This is a genomic window from Pseudovibrio sp. Ad5 (genome assembly GCF_001623095.1).
Classification (GTDB): domain Bacteria; phylum Pseudomonadota; class Alphaproteobacteria; order Rhizobiales; family Stappiaceae; genus Pseudovibrio.
The window spans coordinates 1-15149 of the sequence record NZ_LMCH01000021.1 but is presented as its reverse complement, the minus strand read 5'-3'; the positions used below and the strand labels follow the sequence as shown (position 1 = coordinate 15149).

12 protein-coding genes and 1 tRNA gene are annotated in these 15149 nt (G+C 50.2%); 3 read left to right on the top strand and 10 right to left on the bottom strand.

Translation table 11 applies throughout. The features are described from left to right. Positions 1–55: 55 nt before the first annotated feature. The 6 genes from PsAD5_RS11800 to glmU form a co-directional block, all read right to left on the bottom strand. Positions 56–241, bottom strand: coding sequence for a hypothetical protein (locus tag PsAD5_RS11800; protein WP_063292252.1), 186 nt, complete (start codon positions 239–241; stop codon positions 56–58). Further along, entirely contained in the window at positions 241–936 is a 696-nt protein-coding gene (locus PsAD5_RS28150; protein WP_206599731.1) for a Mu transposase C-terminal domain-containing protein, read from the bottom strand. Before PsAD5_RS28150 ends, PsAD5_RS11800 begins: the two co-directional genes overlap by 1 nt. 245 nt (positions 937–1181) lie before the next feature. After that, positions 1182–2321 (bottom strand): hypothetical protein, encoded by a 1140-nt coding sequence (locus PsAD5_RS28145; protein WP_206599730.1) that lies wholly within the window; start codon positions 2319–2321, stop codon positions 1182–1184. Then, positions 2305–3135, bottom strand: a complete 831-nt coding sequence (locus PsAD5_RS11790; protein WP_063292251.1) for a heteromeric transposase endonuclease subunit TnsA — start codon at positions 3133–3135, stop codon at positions 2305–2307. The genes PsAD5_RS28145 and PsAD5_RS11790 overlap by 17 nt, the downstream gene beginning before the upstream one ends. A 124-nt stretch (positions 3136–3259) precedes the next feature. Beyond that, a complete protein-coding gene (glmS, locus tag PsAD5_RS11785; protein WP_063292250.1) occupies positions 3260–5086 on the bottom strand; it encodes a glutamine--fructose-6-phosphate transaminase (isomerizing) in 1827 nt (608 codons plus the stop codon). Positions 5087–5257: 171 nt separating this feature from the next. Then, positions 5258–6616, bottom strand: coding sequence for a bifunctional UDP-N-acetylglucosamine diphosphorylase/glucosamine-1-phosphate N-acetyltransferase GlmU (gene glmU / locus PsAD5_RS11780; protein WP_063292249.1), 1359 nt, complete (start codon positions 6614–6616; stop codon positions 5258–5260). 231 nt (positions 6617–6847) lie between these two features. Here glmU and PsAD5_RS11775 point away from each other — a divergent pair, with 231 nt between their 5' ends. Together PsAD5_RS11775 and PsAD5_RS11770 are read left to right on the top strand one after the other, a co-directional pair. Continuing rightward, complete coding sequence (locus PsAD5_RS11775; RefSeq protein WP_208981914.1) at positions 6848–7834, top strand: SPOR domain-containing protein; 987 nt, start codon at positions 6848–6850, stop codon at positions 7832–7834. Positions 7835–7930: 96 nt separating this feature from the next. Further along, entirely contained in the window at positions 7931–8863 is a 933-nt protein-coding gene (locus PsAD5_RS11770) for a DMT family transporter (protein WP_275078118.1), read from the top strand. Positions 8864–8940: 77 nt separating this feature from the next. Here PsAD5_RS11770 and PsAD5_RS11765 read toward each other — a convergent pair whose 3' ends face one another. The 4 genes from PsAD5_RS11765 to PsAD5_RS11750 form a co-directional block, all read right to left on the bottom strand. After that, positions 8941–9678 (bottom strand): cytochrome c biogenesis CcdA family protein, encoded by a 738-nt coding sequence (locus PsAD5_RS11765; RefSeq protein WP_057462368.1) that lies wholly within the window; start codon positions 9676–9678, stop codon positions 8941–8943. 227 nt (positions 9679–9905) lie between these two features. Beyond that, positions 9906–10340 carry a universal stress protein gene (locus PsAD5_RS11760; protein WP_057462369.1) on the bottom strand — a complete coding sequence of 145 codons (435 nt, stop codon included), beginning with the start codon at positions 10338–10340 and terminating at the stop codon, positions 9906–9908. A gap of 42 nt (positions 10341–10382) precedes the next feature. After that, a complete protein-coding gene (locus tag PsAD5_RS11755) occupies positions 10383–12998 on the bottom strand; it encodes a TRAP transporter permease (RefSeq protein ID WP_057462370.1) in 2616 nt (871 codons plus the stop codon). A gap of 128 nt (positions 12999–13126) precedes the next feature. Continuing rightward, the gene (locus tag PsAD5_RS11750; RefSeq protein WP_063289846.1) at positions 13127–14086 is read right to left on the bottom strand and encodes a TAXI family TRAP transporter solute-binding subunit; all 960 of its coding nucleotides are present in this window, start codon (positions 14084–14086) and stop codon (positions 13127–13129) included. 762 nt (positions 14087–14848) lie between these two features. Between PsAD5_RS11750 and PsAD5_RS11740 the strand changes: the two genes are divergently transcribed. Further along, positions 14849–14924 (top strand) — tRNA-Lys (locus tag PsAD5_RS11740). Positions 14925–15149: the final 225 nt, after the last annotated feature.

The window sequence follows — 15149 nt, the reverse complement described above, 5'->3', positions numbered from 1 at the left end:
AACGCAGAACTATTCAAAACCGACGCTTGCGCTACCACGCACAAGCCGCTTAACATCAACACGCAATTGGGCCAGACACTCCACTAATCGAAAGCCAATTTTGTCCAACTATCTTTGACGACGGACAAAGCGTAGAAAGGTCCATGATTGGTGGCAGCGCTTCAATCAATGGATTGTCACGATAGCGTTCCAGGCCCGGATCAACATATACAGCCTCAACGAAGTTTTCCGGCAACGGCATCAGTCATCATCCTCAAACAATTCGTCAATGAAATCAGGATAATCTAGGTCCGCTTCAGGCTGGGCAAGGTGGACTATCTCACCTGACTTACGCTCACTTTCAGCCTCAGGACGATGTGCCTTCTTTGCGCGCTCCCCTGCTTTTTCGTGACGCTTGTTCTCATTGATGGCACGGATCCGCTGCACTTTTGGTTCCGCCGAAGTGTCGGGCGCAGACTTCTCAGCATGAGCAATCTTTTCAATCACGAACTCCTCATGCTGGCGTTTCTTGGTTTTTAACTGCACCTTGGCAGTCGCTGCTGTCTTCTTCTGCTCATCCCGGGCTTGCCACACATCCCAGAACGAACACCCGCGGAACTCGCGAGAACGCTCGGAAAGGTTACAGATCCAATACTTGTTACTGCCCTTTTCCGGGAACAGGTAAATCCGGTCTGCGACCAAAGGATCGTAAGCAGTTTCAATGCTCGCTGGACGCTTTACATGAGCGCCGCGATGCGTCCATCCAAGCCGAAGGAACTCTGTTGATGAATAATAGACCCCAAACAAACGGGCCCCAAGCTCTGAAAGAGTTGCTCTCTTTCTCGGCAGTAAGGCTATACGAAGCGCATCTGGGTCAGCCTGATGCAGGCGCCCGGTCCTGTGCTGTAGTCCCCAGTTCCACAGATGGATCGGTGTGGCAGGAAGATCCGTCGGCATGTCAGCCTCCCTGTCGTACTTCTCAAGGACGGCGTATTGATTGTGGCAAAGCACGGACGACAGGATAATCTGAGAAAAATCCCTTACCGACAGCTTAGCATCCAGCCGATAGTCCTTGCCACCGCGTTTCTTAATTGTGCTACCGGATACATGGCCTAGTACAAAGGGACCAAAAGAACTCTGAATTGTTTTGAAGTTTCGTTCAACAATGCCTTTCGCATCACCTCTGTAGGATGGCGTGTTCTCTATCCTGACAGCGAAATTGCTCTCAAGATTTTCGATCTGGTGCCCAAGCAGTTCGCCCGGTCGGCTAAGACAGCATCGGGAACGCCAACGCTTGGCCAGTCGTTGATGTCAACGTCAAACTCCATTTCCTTGCAGTAGCTTGTCTTTTCGGTTACCGCCATAAAGAGAGCCTGCATCGCCGCAGCATAAGAGGGTGTCTCGAAGCCGATGTAAAAGCCGGCAACCATGCGGCTGAATACATCAACCACCATGTACACCACAGGCCGGCCAACGATATTGCCGCGCTCACTGTCGGATACCAGGTAAATGTCGGCTATGGTCGCTTCGATTTCATAGCGGAAACCCGGTCCGAGCACCTGCGTATTGGCGGTGCTGCGTAAAGGTCTGACATCCTTGTTGTACTCAATTGCAGACACCCGTTTCTTCAGTGTATCAGCCTGCTGGTACTCGCGCTTGTAGAAATGCATCATCTGCCAGTTGGACGGCAGTTCTTCTGAGGGGGTATCTGGGAAGTAGTTCAGATACATTTTCTCAAAGCGGCGATGGGCATAAGGAAGTGAGTGTCCCTGATCCTTGAGAAGATAACGATCAATGGCTATGCGGAACAAGCGTTCAGTAAACTCGTCCACCTTGGCGCCAACACCTGGAGTGTATTTGCGCGGACGCCCTAACTTCTTGTCCCTGGCTAGCCTGCGCTGCCCCTTTGCTCCCGAGTTCTTGTAGTCAGGCAACAGAGCGTTTGGAACTTGCCCCCGTTGCCAATATCGCCGAGCTAACCTGTAGATAGTTTGTTTGGTAGTTTCGTTACTGGTAAGAATGGTGTTTATGGCAGCGCCCCGGCTTTCCGGGTCATAAAAGTCTGGTAAGTCCAGCAAAGGCTTAATGAGAGCATAGTTGCGATCACGTTTGGTCTTCGCCGTACTTCCCTCTGCCGGATTTAGGAAAGTAAGCTCGCTAAAAGGATCTTGTACCCGATCAAGAACTTCGTCTTCGATGGCAGATCTGAGCTCATCAGTCGATGCAATCTCGGGAAAAGCCGACTTGTCATCTATATCGATCCACACCAAGTGCTCGCCCATCAGCTGCAAAATGCGGTAGCGGCGTTGATCAAAACTCAGCACTTCATTGATTTGAAACAAGATACACCTCCCGGATAAAACCCAGATCTCCTGCTTCCAGCTCTTTCGCCCTGAGCTTAGTGATTGGAACGAAGATGTCGAAGGTGAAGTATCGCTTGGCTAAAAGCTGTCGTATCTCTTGAAGAGACTGGCCAGGTGGCAACTCATAGGCCATGTCCAGGTCTTTACAGATGGAGGTTACTGTCTTGTTTGGGTTATTTTTAAAATGATGACCATAGAATTCCATCTGCTCTAGCGTTAGCTCAATACAGCCTTCTTCCGCCCGCATTGCCGGGTGGAGCCACTTTATGTTCTTGGTAACGACAGCTGGCACTTCGCGTTCCGTGATAAGGTACCACGGCACACCCTTTGCCTGCCAGTATCGCCGCTCTAACTCTAGTTTTTCAATTGTGCGAGCGTCTTGCAGCGCATCTTTATACTTCGCCTGTAAGGCAAATCTAGGTGTCTGCTCATCACTCGTGTCCACCAAGAAGTCAGAGGACATATACTGGTCAACGCCAGCTAGATTAGGATGCTTAATTCCGGCTTCGAGCGCGAGCTTGCACGTATCATCTCTTTCAAGGGGGAACTGCTCGCAGATTTGAGTGACTTCACTATGCCATTCAAGCAGCAGAAACACGGAAAGTTCGAGGTCAGACAGCAGGTGATGGGTTCTCTTCGACTTATGACCGAAGACGCGGTGTACTCTCCCAAGAGACGGCAGATCCCGAACCGTTAGCCAGGGCTTGTATTCAGAATACTTACCGCTGCCCCGTCTCTCTTTGATCATCTTTGCAAACTTGGCGTCAGAAAACGCTTTACTCTTACCTGCCATGAAAAAAACCGCCGGTCACTGCTCGCAAAGCAAGCATAATACCGGCGGCTTCAGTATGTAACTTTATTACTCAGTATGATACTTTATTACTCTCCCACAAAAAACCAATAGTTTTTCTGAGCAACTATTCAACCGTAACGGATTTCGCCAGGTTACGTGGCTGGTCCACGTCTGTGCCCATGAAGACAGCGGTGTGGTAGGACAGCATTTGCAGTGGCAGAGCGTAGATGAGTGGTGCAACGATTTCAGGAAGTTCTGGCAGAATGATCATCTGGTCAGCAGCAACACCTGCTGCCTCAGCACCTTTTTCATCTGTGAACAATGCAATCTCGCCGCCACGAGCTGCCACTTCCTGCATGTTGGAAACAGTCTTCCCGTAAACACCATCGAATGGCGCGACAACCAAAACCGGCATATTCTCGTCAATCAGCGCAATCGGGCCGTGCTTTAGCTCGCCTGCTGCATAGCCTTCTGCATGAATGTAGGAAAGCTCTTTCAGCTTCAAAGCCCCTTCCAGTGCCAACGGAAAGCTCGTACCGCGTCCAAGGAAGAGCGCATGATGCTTCTTGGACATCCACGGTGCCAGCTTTTCGATCTGAGGCTCCAGTTTTAACGCCTGCATCGCGTGTGCAGGCAGCTCGGAAAGAGCACCAACCAGCTCTTTTTCCTGATCTTCACTCAAGTTTCCACGCTGACGGCCAGCAAGAACGGCAAGGCTGGCAAGCACAGCAAGCTGACAGGTGAAGGCTTTCGTAGACGCAACGCCAATTTCCGGCCCAGCAAAGATCGGGAACACCAGATCGGATTCACGCGCAATCGTGCTCTCAGGCACGTTAACCACTGCGCCGATGGTCATACCCTGCTCTTTACAGTAGCGCAGCGATGCAAGGGTATCTGCCGTTTCACCAGACTGAGAAATGAACAGAGCCAGATCACCTTCGCCCAGAGGCATTTCGCGATAACGGAACTCCGAAGCAATATCGATGTCTACCGGAAGGCGAGCATACTTCTCAAACCAATACTTTGCTGTCAGACCAGCGTAATACGCAGTACCGCATGCGGAAATCACAAGCCGATTGATCTTGGAGAAATCAAAATCATTCCCCTCAGGCAGAGTGACCTTACCCTCATTGAATTTCAGGTACTGCGAAATTGCATGACCTAACACTTCTGGTTGCTCATGGATTTCTTTTGCCATGAAGTGCCGGTAGTTGCCCTTGTCCATCATGGTAGAACTCACACTGGATGTGTGAACAGCCCGCTCGGCAGCAACATTGTTTTCATCAAAGATCTGTGCACCAGCGCGTGTCACGACAACCCAGTCACCCTCTTCTAGGTAACTAATGCGATCAGTGAAAGGAGACAGCGCAATTGCGTCAGAGCCGAGGAACATTTCGCCCTCACCATACCCAACAGCAAGCGGCGAGCCACGGCGTGCGCCAATCATCAGATCATCCTGATCAGCAAACAAAATTGCGAGCGAAAAAGCACCTTTCAGGCGGCCAAGAACGGCAGCAACAGCATCCTGCGGAGACTTACCGCTTTTCACTTCCAGTGAAATGAGATGCGCAACAACTTCAGAATCCGTTTCAGTGGAAAGCTTCACTCCCGCCCTGCGCACCTCTTCGCGCAACTCGAGGAAGTTCTCGATAATACCGTTGTGAACCACCATCACACCATCAGAAGCGTGTGGATGCGCATTCTCAACAGTCGGAGCACCATGCGTCGCCCAACGGGTGTGGCCAATGCCACTCACGCCGCCAAGAGGGTTGCCTTCCAGCACAGCTTCCAGATTGCGCAGTTTCCCTTTCGCACGACGGCGAACCAACTCACCATTTTGGACAGTTGCAATACCAGCAGAGTCATATCCGCGATACTCAAGCCGTTTCAGCGCATCTACCAGCAATGGTGCAACAGGTGTCTGCCCCAAAATTCCGACAATACCGCACATATATGTTCTCCTTGGATTCCCACCTCGCAACTGGTGCGAGCATCAACTTTAGGCCAAGTCTTTAGCCCGATGCTTCTATGCGAGGGAAATCAATCCGTGTTTCGTTTCGTTACAGCTTGAGGATAATTGAGTAAGCACACCGCCAACCTCAGCAATGTGCATCAATATTACTCAGCCCTTTCTTGAAGCTTTAGCCGCGGCAAGCTTTTCACGCATTACAGCAGCACGACCTTCTTTGTTGACCTGCTGGCCTCGGCCAATCGCCAATGCGTCCGCTGGCACATCAGAGGTCACCACAGATCCGGCAGCAACAAAGGCGCCATCCCCCAGCTTAACCGGGGCAACAAGCACGCTGTCTGAGCCAACAAAACTGCCTGCTCCGATATCTGTGTGATGTTTCAAATAGCCATCATAATTACAGGTGATTGTACCCGCTCCAATGTTGGACTTCGCACCGATGCGCGCATCACCGATGTAGGAGAGATGATTGACCTTTGCGCCAGCCTCAACCTTTGCGTTCTTGATCTCGACAAAGTTGCCAATATGAGCCCCCTCGCCAATCTCAGCACCAGGACGCAGCCGGGCATAAGGACCAACAGTCGCATCAGCACTCACACGCGCATTCTCCAGATGAGAAAACGCACGGATACGAGCTCCGCCATCAACATGTACACCCGGGCCAAACACCACATTCGGCTCCACAATGACATCCGGCTCAATCTCGGTATCAAATGAGAAGTAGACGGTCTCTGGTGCGCGCAATGTCACTCCGTTTTCCATGAAAGTTTCGCGTTGGACCTGCTGGAACACAGCTTCACAGGAGGCAAGTTGAGCCCGGTTATTAATGCCCTGAACTTCTTTTTCATCACCAAGTTCAGAAACAACCTTCATCCCTTTGTTGCGCGCAACCTCAACGGCATCCGTCAGATAATATTCACCCTTGGCGTTGTCGTTTTTGATTTCAGCAATCAAATCAGGCAGAGCGTTGCCCTTGAACGCCATGATACCCGCATTGCAAAGAGTGACTCTGCGTTCCTCATCTGTTGCTTCTTTTTCCTCACGGATAGCAACAAGCCCACCATCGCTTTCAAGCAAGCGACCATAACCGAATGGGTTCTCAGCTTCAAAGCCTAGAACAACAACATCCGCCCCGCCAGACAAGCGCTCGCGCAAACGGTGCAGCGTGTCAGCCTTCACAAGCGGAGTATCTCCGAAAAGAACAAGAACATGATCAGAGGCGTCGTTATAAGCCTCCTCGGCAGCTTTCACAGCATGCGCAGTGCCCAGTCGGTCAACCTGAACATGGCAGGTCGCATGTGGAGCGCGCAGGGCGACATGCTCTTCCAGCTTCGCCATCTCAGGGCCAACCACAACAGCGACTTTATCAGCACCAGCATGCATAACGGAATTCAGGACGTGTCCGACAAGTGGCAATCCGCCAATTTCGTGCATCACCTTTGGCAAGGCCGAACGCATACGCGTTCCTAATCCAGCAGCCAGAACAATTGCCAAACAAGAACTATTGGACATGCAAACCCCTTGGGAACCTAGAATTACAAACTGACAGGCAAATTGCACGAGTGCTTTGGCATTTCAAAGAACATCGCAGTGCTTTCACCAAGAAAATCAGCGCACCCATTAGAAGTAGCAGATAGTGTTTAATACATCTTTTTCAGATTGCATTTGCACTTTGTTAACCATAAAAAACCAAGTTAATACATATAGTTAGGATTAGATTCGAATACGAGGCGACTGGAAGCTTTGAGACTTCCTCATAAAATCAACGAGTTACGACAGGAACCGAAAGTACTGCGAGAACGCATAACTGTTCTTGCATGGGGTATTGCTGCGCTCTCGTTTGTCGCCCTCGCCGCCTCCGCAGTGCAGATGCCTGCCAAATTCGCCTCCCAACAGGCAATTTATTCGCAGATCACACTCCCTCTCCCCGCTCCCGGCCCGGTTACGACAACCGCCTCTATTGGCAGTCAAACAGCTCAAAACGCGTTCCAAGTGTATGAAAATACCCGCGGAAACGAATCACAACAGAACCTGCAAAACTCAAAAGAATTGCATGCTGTGAGGGAAGAAATCATATCTTTACGCCGTTCTGTGCTGCGTCTCACAGAGCAAAACCGCAGACTATCAGGTCATGTTAAGGCGCTTGATGAAGCTGCAGCGCACAAAACATCAGAAGCTGAAATCCCTGCGGCATCAGCCATAACCGCGATTAAGCTGAAGCAGAAACCGGCGACCCCAATAGAAACCCTGCCAGCACCTGAATTCTTGCAAGCTTCAGCACCAATCACTACAGCAAGTTCTCTGCCAGAACTCAAGCTCTCCGAAGTCGGTACACGTGCCGCCATCGCTTTACCAAAAGCTTCTAATCCAGAGACAGTCGCCTCCATTCCTGAGAGGGCATCGGCTCTCGATCTACCTGAGTTTCAAAAAACACCGGCAGCAGGCAAACTTCGCCAGTCGGGAACTCGAAGAATTCTGCGCACGTCCTTTGCCATTGAACTGGGCAATTTCGAAGATGCAAACTCACTGGAAAGCAAGTGGCAAAGGCTGAAGGAAGACAATCCTCTCCTGCTCGGAAAACTGAAGAAACGCGTTTCCGCTGCAAAAGTAGATGGCGCTACAAAATACACGCTGACAGCCGGCCCGTTTTACAACGCTGCAGACACCGCTGTTGTGTGCGCAAGACTGGCGCGAGAAAAAGTCAATTGCTTGCCAACCATTTTCCAATAAGTTGCTCTCATCTTTTAGCACCTAAGCATTGAGGCGCTTGTCAGCAATGACGTGAGCGTTTCTTCGTGCCTTGCAGGTCTTTTCGGAATACCACGCGTGTCTCATTCATCTTCGAGCTCAAATTGGGCCTCAACATACGCCCTGTTGTTTCTCATGCCCATTTTCATGAGCTCCAACATAATAATTGCCAAACCAGCCATTGCCCATACAGAGCCATGGACCCTTGCTTTTTTTAGATGGGGCCTTGCCTCACTTATTCTTTTGCCGTTCACATATCGTGAGCTCAAAGCCAGCATGCCGCTGATCCGCAAAAACCTGAAGCTCCTCAGCTTCATGGCATTCCTCGCAATGTGGATTTGCGGAGCTATTGTCTATCTGGCACTAAAAGAAACATCGGCGACCAACGGAACATTGATTTACTCAGCTGCCCCTGCCCTTATCCTGGCGCTTGAATGGCTCTTCAGAGGGCGAGCAGTTGCCATAAGGGAGTTTGCCGGGATCTCACTCGCCATCATCGGTGTCTTTGTGATTGTGACCAAAGGCTCGCTCGGCAACCTGCTCAACTTACAACTAAACAGCGGCGACTTGTTGTTTGCCTTGTGTACGCTGAGCTGGGCAATTTACTCCGTACTCATCAAGAAAAGCCAGTTACAAGCAATCTCTACAGCTCCTTTGTTTGCAATCCTCGCCATTCTTGGAACCATAATTCTGGCACCATTTGCAGTCGCTGAAATGGCGATCACAGCCTCGATACCGGATACAGGTGAAGTCTGGATGTCTATCGCAGGCGTCGCACTAATCGCTTCAGTGGCCTCTTTCCTGACTTACCAGTTCAGCATCCGACTGGTTGGGCCATCGATCGCTGGCATGTTCATGTACCTGATGACACCATATGGTGTCGGCATGGCAGTCCTGTTTTTGGGAGAGCAACTCCAGGCGTTCCATTATCTGGGCTTCATCCCAATCATGGCAGGGCTTTTGCTGGCAACCTTGCCAGCAAGCTTATTCCGGCGAAAAGCCAGCGCTTAGAAACTAAAGCAATACACCAAGCACAAAAAAGCAGGCCCTAGAGCCTGCTTTTTTCATCTCAAAATCTGGAGCGTCCATTAGCCGATCTGCGAAAAGACCGGGAAGGTTTCGAGCAACCAGAAGGAAAATGCCTGAATGTAACCGGTCAGGAAACCAACACCGGTGAGCACGAGAAACGCACCCATCACCTTTTCAACCATCCCCATGTGCTTACGAAAGCGCGCCATGAAGCCCATAAACGGCCCTGCAAACATCGCAGCAATCATGAATGGCACACCAATACCCAGCGCATAGGCAGCGAGCAGAATAACACCCTGATTAACGGAGGCCTGCGTACCCGCAATCAAGAGAATACTTGCCAGAACTGGGCCGATACACGGTGTCCAGCCAAAACCAAAAGCAAGCCCCATCAGATAAGCACCGCCAAAACCACCCGGCTGACGATCAATCTGCACACGCGCTTCGCGGTAAAGGAACCCAATTTTAAAGGCGCCAAGAAAATGCAGGCCCATAATAATGATCATGCCGCCAGCCAAATAGGCAAGATACTGCGAATACTGCAGAACAAACTGACCAAGGAATGAAGCACTTGCACCAAGCAACACAAACACGGTTGAGAAACCGGCAACGAAACACATTGCGGCAACCATAACCCGATTACTTTGTGCAGCGCTCTTATCTTCGCTCGTCACCTCTTCGATGGACAAACCAGCAATATACCCAAGATAAGGCGGCACCAGCGGCAATACGCAGGGAGAAACAAAAGACAAAATGCCTGCGAAAAAAGCGCCCCAAAGGGTGATGTCTTGCAACATATAGCTATCCTAATTCCACTTGGAATGCATCCACATGACCTGACGTTTGCACGCACGGAAGCGTGACGACATCATAGTCCATCAATAGATCACCAAGGCTTATATATACAATTTTGCTGAAAGTTGGATGTGTTTCGTCAAACAGGCAAGAAAATCTGCGACACATTTTGGTGAACGGTAGGTAAGAACAGCTACCTACCGTCAACCACAAATATCAACTGTGACCTTTAGTTGTCACGTACAACCAGAACAGACTGGTTGGCATGGCGCACGACACGCGCCGCATTCGGTCCAAGCAGGAAGTCTTTCAGCTCAGGACGATGCGAGGACAAAACAATCAGATCAGTGCCCAGCTTATCTGCTGCGCTTGTGATCTCTTCATAGATCGTTCCGTGAGCAATATGCCCTTTCACATCCAGCTCCTCATCAGGAAGCTGCGTATCAAGAAACTCTTCAAGAGCCTCACGCGTACGCTCCAAGGCCTCAGTTTCAAACTCGCGAGCGAAATAACCACCAACGATAGATTTGCCAAAGTCCGGCAGAACCGTCACCACATGAAGCTGAGCTTTGTAATGACGAGCCAGATCAACAGCCACGGGAAGCGCAGTTTTCCAGCTGCTTTCTTCGTTCAAATCCAAAGGCAGCAAGATATTGGAGTACATTTCCCAACTCCTCAAAAATTATAGTTTTATGGCACAGCCCGCTTAAAAAGCGGGCTGTGTTTGGCGTCGACGTTGAAGTGCAACAACCAGCAAGAGCAGAAGCAAAGCTGGAATGTAGAACAGCTGTTTTGGCAGTCGTTCTGCATCCACCTGAGAGCTTACGATCACAACCGGAACATCTCCGTAAAAGTCAAAGCCCTGCAGTTTTTCAGCAAATGTCGTGCCTGGGAATGGTTCATCAAGCACCACAGCTCCATCATCCTGCATGGTAACCAGACCAGATGCATCAAGTCGTGCGTCAGCCCCCTGCTCCTCACCAATTGATAGAGGCAATGTCAGTGTCAGGATTTTATCCATATCATCAAAATCCGGACCTGCGAGGTTAAGACGCACCATATCACCCGGCTGAGCTTCACCAACCATCTCCATGATTTGCGGACCTGTAGCAGTTACGTATGGATCCTGCACCTGATCGAGCCAGAAGCCCGGACGGAACAGCGTAAACGCAATGAGAAGCAGCGCTACAGATTCCCACAGACGGGAGCGCGCAAAGAAGTACCCTTGCGTTGCCGCAGCAAACAACATCATCGCCACCACAGAGACGATAAAGACGAAGACAGCCTGAAGTGGCTCAACATCAATCAGCAGAAGATCCGTGTTGAAGATAAACAGGAACGGGAGGGCTGCAGTACGCAAAGAATAAATGAAGCCCTGAACACCGGTCTTGATCGGATCACCACGACTGATCGCAGCTGCCGCAAAGGCGGCTAGCCCCACCGGAGGCGTCACATCCGCCATAATACCGAAATAGAAGACGAAGAAGTGAACTGCGATCAGCGGAACAATAAATCCGGTCTGCTCACCAAGGTCCACAACAACCAACGCCATCAGAGAGGACACAACAAGGTAGTTCGCCGTGGTTGGTAGCCCCATACCAAGGATCAAACTCATCACCGCAACTAGCACCAGCATCAGCAACAGGTTACCGCCAGACAGGAACTCAACCAATGCAGCAATCATCTGGTGCATGCCGGTCAAGGACACAGTCCCCACGATGATACCTGCAGCAGCGGTCGCAACCGCAATGCCGATCATGTTGCGAGCACCGCCGATCATGCCTTCAACGAAGTCCACAATACCCTGCCATGTGCGGCCGGCCTGAGATTCTTTACGGAAGAGAGCTTTCAACTGATGCTGGGTCACAACGATGAAGGTCATCGCCATAGTCGCGTAGAACGCAGACAGGGAGGGTGAGAACCGCTCGACGAGAATACACCAGATCAGAACAACGATCGGCAGGATGAAGTAGTAACCGGTACGGCCAACATCACCAGCAGCAGGCAACTCACTCACCGGCGCATTAGGATCGTCCACCTCAAGGTCTGAAACCTGCGCGGCGATATACACCAACCACAAATAGCCAGCAGCAAACAACGCTAGCACAACAGGGAACGTAAGTGCCGGGAATGCAGTCTTCGTCCAGCCCAGACCGTAATACACGGCAGCACCCACAAGTGTGATACCGATAAAGCCTGTCAAAACACCAATCAGGCGCTGCAAAATGGTTACATGAACCGGAGGCTTAGGCAGACCTTTCAGGTTCATCTTCAACGCTTCAAGATGCACGATGTACACCAGTGCGATATAAGAAATCACGGCTGGAATGAAGGCGTGAATAACAACCTGATGATAACTGGTGCCAGTGAATTCGGCGATCAGGAAGGCTGCAGCCCCCATCACAGGCGGCATCAGCTGACCATTCACAGAGGAAGCCACTTCAACAGCACCCGCCTTTTCAGCAGGAAAGCCGGTCCGCTTCATCAAAGGAATGGTGAACGTACCAGTGGTCACAACATTCGCAATGGAAGAACCAGAATAAAGACCACTCATCGCAGAGGCAAGAACCGCCGCTTTTGCAGGGCCACCACGCAAATGTCCAAGAAGCGCAAACGCGGCCTTGATAAAGTAGTTACCCGCGCCAGCTTTCTCCAGCAGCGAACCAAACAGCACAAACAGGAAGATCATGGACGCCGAAACGCCAACAGCAACGCCAAAGACGCCCTCCTCCTGAATCCAGTAATGCCACATGGCTTTACCATAGGAGGCACCACGCCATTGAATGACGTCTGGCAGCCAAGGAGAGTTGCCAAACATCGCGTAGCCAACAAAAACCGCAGCAACAATAACGAGAGGCAGACCAAGGCTCCGGTACACCGCAATCGCAAGCACAGTCAGGCCAGTGGTGGCCACAATCAGATCCATCTGAGTTGGAAGACCGGCGCGATTAGCGATCTCAGAGCGCATAATCACAAGGTAGAGACAAGCCGCAGCGCCTAAAAATGCGAGCACCCAATCATACCACGGTATGGTATGTCGTGGGCTGCGGGAAAACAGAGGGTATGCAAAAGCAGCAAGCACCAGGCCAAATGCCAGGTGAATGTTTCTAACTGCGGAATTGTTGAAAATGAGATTGATGCCAAAGGTATCATTCAACCAAAATGGAACGTTCGAGGCCACATAAAGCTGAAAGACGGACCAGATAAAGGCAATGGCAGCAATCATCACGCCTAGCCCACCGGCCAGGCTTCGTGCACCGGTATCTGCCTGAGCGACCAATTCTTGCGCATCAACCTGCGCTTTGTGTCGTTCTGGACTCATTTGCACCCCCAAATACAGTTCCCCCTTTGCCTTAGCTGTAAAGGCAGAGCAAGAAACCTACTAAATCTCATAGAAAGCCAAAAAATGCGGGGCCAGAACAGCCCCGCATCGTAGAAAACTTGGGTAGATTACATCCAACCACGTTCTTTGTAGTACTTCACTGCACCGTCATGCAGAGGAGCTGTCAAGGAAGCCTTGATCATCTCTTCTTCTTTCAGGTTTTTGAATGCAGGGTGCAGTTTTTTGAAGTCGTCGAAGTTTTCGAAGACAGATTTAACAATGACGTAAACAACATCATTAGGCACTGCTGCGGAAGAAACGAAGGTTGCACCAACACCAAAGGTGTTGATGTCTTCTGCGTTGTTGTACATGCCTGCTGGGATAGTTGCTTTACGGTAGAAGGAGTATTTGTCGACCAGATCGTCGATCGCTTTACCTTCAACGTTTACAAGCTGCGCATCACAGGTGCTTACAGTTTCCTGAGTAGATGCGGATGGGTGACCAACCAGCCAGTAGTAAGCATCGATTTTGCCGTCACAAAGCGCAGAACCAGCTTCCGCAGACTTCAGCTCAGTCGCCAGAGCAAGATCAGCCTTGTTCACGATACCTTCTTTTTCAAGAAGCTGCCAGGTCGCATACTGACCGGAACCTGGGTTACCGATGTTGACTTTCTTACCCTTAAGGTCGGTGTAGTTGTTTACGCCGGAACCTTTAGAAGCAAGCATTGTTACTGGCTCAGGATGTACGGAAAATACAGAGCGCAGCTCACCGAAAGGCTTGCCATCCCACTGGGAGCGACCTTCGTATGCATTCGCCTGCACGTCAGACTGAGCAACACCGAACTCCAGCTCACCATTTTGAATGGTGTTGATGTTGTAAACAGAACCACCTGTAGATTCTACAGAACAACGGATACCGTGCTCTTTACGGGTCTTGTTTACAAGACGACAGATCGCACCACCAGTTGGGTAGTAAACACCAGTAACACCGCCGGTGCCGATGGATACGAAACGATTTTCTGCCGAAGCTCCAGTTGCAACGCTAACCGCAATTAGCGCAGCTCCAACTGCAACATTGCTAAGTTTCATACGAACCTCCACTTAAGTTGTAATTGCGCGATCCCGTTACTCACGGTATCGCGAATAGGAAATCTTGGCATTTTAACCATCAGACACGCCTATTTCCCACTGGCACAGAATGAAAGATGCCAAAAGCGGTGAAATACGTACACATCTATTGCTTGGATTACCAGTAAACTCTCAAGGTTGTTGGTAACAACCAAGCTGCATATCTATTCACCTAACAAACTGATTCAAAAATATATTTTTAGATATATGAGCATTTCGCACACGCGAAAGCCCCACAGATATTTCACGAAAAACTGCCAAAAATCAGGTGATACACCAGCAAACTGCCGATTGCTTCCACAAAATAGTATACTAAGGTATTACAGATTTTGTGAAGTATCACGCTTCATTTCGAGCAACATCTCTACGTTATTTCACCTAGAGAACTAATAATACCCCCAAAACCAAGGGATGAACGAGATGATTGCAGCGCTCTCCCACCTTAGAGCAGATTATAGCGGAAAGCGCATTTTGTGCACCGCACCCTACACTCTGCCAGATGAGGAACATCGCCATAAGAAAAACAAGGAACCAAAACCTAACATCATTTTACTACTCACATTTACATTGAGCTGTTTTCAGCAATCTCATCGTTTAAACAACATAAGAACGGTAAATAAGCGCAAAAAACGCTCCGTGTGGAAAATCGAAAAAACCGCTTGCACTAAGCCCCTGCAATCCTTAGAAGACCCCTCACAGGCAGCGACCTAACGGTCACGCCGAGAGCCCGTAGCTCAGCTGGTAGAGCAACTGACTTTTAATCAGTAGGTCCACGGTTCGAACCCGTGCGGGCTCACCATTTAACCTCATGGTACATAAAGAGGTTCAGCAAAGCTCTCTTCCGGGAGCTTTTTGCGTTTAGGCCTTGTGTCAGCACTATGTCAACAAATGAGAACGTGTCCGTCGTCAAAGATAGTTGGACAAAATTGGCTTTCGATTAGTGGAGTGTCTGGCCCAATTGCGTGTTGATGTTAAGCGGCTTGTGCGTGGTAGCGCAAGCGTCGGTTTTGAATAGTTCTGCGTT

What these genes read in the sequence shown, in the direction of transcription:
- glmS (WP_063292250.1), bottom strand. Translation starts at nt 5,086, where the DNA reads ATGTGCGGTATTGTCGGAATTTTGGGGCAGACACCTGTTGCACCATTG.
- PsAD5_RS11760 (WP_057462369.1), bottom strand. Translation starts at nt 10,340, where the DNA reads ATGTACTCCAATATCTTGCTGCCTTTGGATTTGAACGAAGAAAGCAGC.
- PsAD5_RS28150 (WP_206599731.1), bottom strand. Translation starts at nt 936, where the DNA reads ATGCCGACGGATCTTCCTGCCACACCGATCCATCTGTGGAACTGGGGA.
- PsAD5_RS11755 (WP_057462370.1), bottom strand. Translation starts at nt 12,998, where the DNA reads ATGAGTCCAGAACGACACAAAGCGCAGGTTGATGCGCAAGAATTGGTC.
- glmU (WP_063292249.1), bottom strand. Translation starts at nt 6,616, where the DNA reads ATGTCCAATAGTTCTTGTTTGGCAATTGTTCTGGCTGCTGGATTAGGA.
- PsAD5_RS11750 (WP_063289846.1), bottom strand. Translation starts at nt 14,086, where the DNA reads ATGAAACTTAGCAATGTTGCAGTTGGAGCTGCGCTAATTGCGGTTAGC.
- PsAD5_RS11790 (WP_063292251.1), bottom strand. Translation starts at nt 3,135, where the DNA reads ATGGCAGGTAAGAGTAAAGCGTTTTCTGACGCCAAGTTTGCAAAGATG.
- PsAD5_RS11765 (WP_057462368.1), bottom strand. Translation starts at nt 9,678, where the DNA reads ATGTTGCAAGACATCACCCTTTGGGGCGCTTTTTTCGCAGGCATTTTG.
- PsAD5_RS11800 (WP_063292252.1), bottom strand. Translation starts at nt 241, where the DNA reads ATGCCGTTGCCGGAAAACTTCGTTGAGGCTGTATATGTTGATCCGGGC.